The 2706-nt window shown below is 41.4% G+C and carries 4 protein-coding genes; 3 read left to right on the forward strand and 1 reads right to left on the reverse strand.

Features of this window, described 5'->3' with window-relative positions; all coding sequences use genetic code 11:
• Positions 1-287 precede the first annotated feature (287 nt).
• The 3 genes from R7R24_RS24230 (at position 288) to R7R24_RS24240 (ending at position 2120) form a co-directional block, all read left to right on the forward strand.
• Positions 288-533 (forward strand): hypothetical protein, encoded by a 246-nt coding sequence (locus R7R24_RS24230; protein ID WP_060466691.1) that lies wholly within the window; start codon positions 288-290, stop codon positions 531-533.
• Positions 534-898: 365 nt separating this feature from the next.
• Positions 899-1801 carry a hypothetical protein gene (locus tag R7R24_RS24235; RefSeq protein ID WP_169608408.1) on the forward strand — a complete coding sequence of 301 codons (903 nt, stop codon included), beginning with the start codon at positions 899-901 and terminating at the stop codon, positions 1799-1801.
• Positions 1794-2120: a hypothetical protein gene (locus R7R24_RS24240; RefSeq protein ID WP_169608406.1), complete on the forward strand. Its 327-nt coding sequence runs from the start codon at positions 1794-1796 to the stop codon at positions 2118-2120. Before R7R24_RS24235 ends, R7R24_RS24240 begins: the two co-directional genes overlap by 8 nt.
• A 329-nt stretch (positions 2121-2449) precedes the next feature.
• Here R7R24_RS24240 and R7R24_RS24245 read toward each other — a convergent pair.
• The coding region (locus R7R24_RS24245; protein WP_318119667.1) for a hypothetical protein at positions 2450-2706 on the reverse strand (257 nt) is incomplete at its 5' end.

The following is a 2706-nucleotide window of genomic DNA, read 5'->3' on the forward strand; positions in this document are numbered from 1 at the left end:
ATCGAGCAAGCGGCATTTCACCCTCTCTAAATGGTGGCACTGTCACTCCTAACCTACGTGGGTTATAACCTCTTCAATAGTTTATTTTTTTAGGCTTGTGCTATCGTCTGTCTTCATACTAAGCCAGCATACACAGCGTCCCCTCTAGTCACTTCGTTCTTGACGGTTCCCCTGTGAGCTGGAAAGGGGCGCTAACGCCCCCTTTACCCCAGTAAACCAAACGTATCATTCCTCGCACTTACTTCATTTAGTATTCTATTAGTCCTTGGTTTGTATATGAGGTGCTTATGGCTAAGACTGATGAAGATATTGCGAATGTGAAGCGGATTAACTCAGGGATGAGGATGCTTTCCCATTCTGTTTGGAGAAAAGTACATCAGCCTAACTTCAGAAGCTTTACGCAGTTTGACCAAATGTTTTGGGATGTGACGAACCGAGCTTGGCTATCTGTCGATCATTCTGCATTTTCCGACAAATTGGAATTTGCTCATCTTTATTGGGCAGACTATTGCAAGAAGAATTTAGCGTCATGATTGCTATGGTTCTGTCGCCTCGCTTTGCTCGTTGCCGGTTCGTCAGTCCAGATTAAAACGCTACGCTCATTTAACCTGGACTAACAAACTCCGAATTGTTCAAAAAGCCCCTTTCGCGGGCTCTTTTGTTCCAGATGCTTGTGCTCATCTTAGGATGATAAAACCGCTTCAAATGCGTCATAAACTTTCAGAGTGGTTTTGTGTACCCGTGGGGAGGTTTGATGCTGAAAATGGCTTACAGAGCGTTTGAGGGGCTTCTAAATGGTGTTTTTGATAGTGAAGTTGCCTATTTAACATATGACCAATATTACGCACCTTTAAGAGTGGTTATGATGTCATCACGTTAATTGAGGTTAGGTGAACGGATGCCACACAATTTTTTAGATCGAAAGAAAAAACCTTTGAGCTCTTCTGGCGGAGGCTATAAGCCACTCCATGAAGAAGAATCATTAAGAAAACCACAAGCTCGAGAAGAAACAGTTAGAGAGCGAGCAGCCCGCCAACGTCGAGAGCGTCAAGCTGAATTGACGTATACCCAAGAAGATTACGCCCGTTGGGAACGAAATCGAAAAAGGAGACAGCTAGAGGTCGAAGCTCAAAAGGCGATTGAAGAATTATTAATTTTTCTTCCCGCATTGGATCTGGAAACTTCGGTTCACAGCCAAGCGGTAAAAGAATTTAGCGAAGCGTTCGATGTTATCTTGAAAGGGTACAACGGGGGCAATATTTCCTATGAGACTGGATATGATCTTATTCATCAGGTCAAAAATGGTTTCATTGAGGGAGGTGGTGCGCTTAGAAAAGTCGAAGAGAATCGGTTATCACGCCAGACAGAAAAGGCTGATAATTTCTCTCAAGATGGCAGTTATCGACGCAATCTAGTAGTGAATGATGAATCGTTTAATGTGCGTTTTAAAGCGAGTTGCGCTACGCCTGAATGCTTAATGAGAAATGCCAATATCGACATGGAAGATGATGCTTTTCAGGATTACATTGAGGCTGCAACACAAGATAAACGTTCGGATGTGATGCAGGTGATCGGTGTTGCTCTTATCGCTAACCCATATCTCAAACCTTTAGAATATGTTGTGTTTGGAGATATAGCCTACGCTGGACTTAAAGATAAAAACCTTGATCCTCTTTGGGCTTATTTAATGGGTAGAGGGGCTTACTATCGCCTACATTTACTTAGCGTGTCTAAGAGAGTGAAAGATACCTCAGAAAATGTTGTAAGTTATTTTTCAGGGAGCGTTTTAAGTAGTGATTGATAAGGTTAAGACGCAAAAGTATGTGAATGTGTCCGATGGTATTAATGCATCTTGCTTAGGGATATGTTTATTCTTTTTTTCTGCGGAATTTATCTATCTTTTAAGCTTCTGGGGATTAACATTTTTTTTCTCAGGACTTGCTCTGAGACGTTATTGTAAAGGTAAGGGTATGATGCGTTTCGGAACTAGTAGTGAAATTGATACTGATGACATAAACGAAATTATTAGTTCATATAACAATTACTTACTGATTCTTGCTATTAGTAATGTAGTAATGGTGGGAATTACAATATATCACCTCTATCAAGCTTTCATTTAACTTAAATGGTTTAGTGCGAACCCAGATTTAGACGTAAGAACGGCTCCCAATCGGGAGCCGTTCTTCGTTGTCAGGGGGCAAAAAATAGGGTCGGTACGTTAGTAACGAAAATCTACAAGTTAAGCGGTAGAGTCCGATCTCGATGCGTCAGCATCGAGGCACACAATGACGCAAGGCGGAGGAAAATTTATTTTCCGATACCGTAGTGTTATTACTGGCGAACTCGCCAACTGTGTGCCTAAAAAAATCTGATCTCATAATGAAAAGTTAACCGTCCAACGAGAATCCAACAGAAAAACAACGACGATCCAACGATTGTCCAACCAAAATCAGCTTAACACCATGCGAATAACGTTGAATCCAACGGCTGTCCAACGGAAAAACAACCAAAATCGATGATTGAGCATGTAGGGTGTTGTTGATGGTGCTTTGAAGTTTTGAAATATATTTTTTTCGCACGATAGAAACAAAAAAGCCTCCCAATCGGGAGGCTTTTTTGTTTGGAGAGTTGTCAGATCTAAAAGATCAGCATTGAGATCAAATGCTTTTAGGATTAATCTCTTTCCCCAGATGTGAAAAAACCAGC

It is taken from the genome of Vibrio sp. 704, from assembly GCF_033339295.1.